The 978-nt window shown below is 37.9% G+C and carries 1 protein-coding gene; it reads left to right on the plus strand.

Annotated elements, in window-relative coordinates; genetic code table 11:
* Window positions 1–141: 141 nt before the first annotated feature.
* Window positions 142–735, plus strand: coding sequence for a hypothetical protein (locus EYW48_RS21255; protein WP_176246884.1), 594 nt, complete (start codon window positions 142–144; stop codon window positions 733–735).
* Window positions 736–978: the final 243 nt, after the last annotated feature.

A 978-nucleotide genomic window follows, 5' to 3' on the forward strand; every position in this document is an offset into this window, starting at 1 on the left:
TTCACATAACAAGCAATTCAAGTGGATTCTCAACGCGTGGCAGTTTTACTATGCGTTAGGTAAAGTGTTTTACGGTGCAATGCAGTGGCTTGGCCAGTGCGTTGTTCACCACTTAATTGGGCGTTATATTTAGGAGATTTTATGGACCCTCAAGTAATCGAGTATGGAATAAACAAAGAATTAGCTTCTGTAGTTAGTGATATGTTTAAGGTAGGAATCCCATCAGTTGTAGCTATAGTGACTTCCTGGTTTACATATAAAGCGGGGAAGAAAAATTCAGAATTAACAAGAACGATAGCTGAAATGAATATTGAATCAGAGGCTAATAAATTGGCAAGTGAACGCCAATACGCATTGATTTTAGACATTAGCCATGATCTCACAGAAATTTATGAACAGACTCGTGCGTACCATTCTGTTTTATTGGCAAACATTAAGTTGAAATTAGAAGGCAAAGAAGTCAGTCAAGAACTAGAGCTTAAATTATATAAAAATCTTTCTAGTCAGTATGAAACCGAAAATTCTAAGATGCAGTTTTTGCTCTCTAAATCTTATTTAATAGGTGATCAAGAGCTTATCACTTTAGTTGATGAATTCAGAGAGTTACTCATAACTACAATGGGGAAACTTCATATAGATACGGGTTTGAGCTTTGATGATGCGGTATATGAATTAATGCCACTAACGGGTAAGCGCACCAAAATATACGAAAGGTTGAGCCATCTCAGCAGATAAATATAACAAAGCGTTTAAGACAGATTCGCAACGTTAGGCATTTTCGGTTTGATTCAGCTTTAGTGTTTACGGCACAATGGTTTAGGTAGGGTGGTCAGCGTCGCTCACTACTTAACGCGGCGTTATGTGTTTGGTCAGTTTTTAGGGTCCAAGCTACGATTTCATTGAGAATTCGTTTCGTGTTTTCGGCAAGTTGGCTTGGTCGAAATGGATTCGTGAACAACCTGAGATTGATCGTTTTCA

The organism is Vibrio sp. 1180_3, from assembly GCF_029478545.1.
GTDB classification, from domain to species: Bacteria; Pseudomonadota; Gammaproteobacteria; order Enterobacterales; family Vibrionaceae; genus Vibrio; species Vibrio aestuarianus.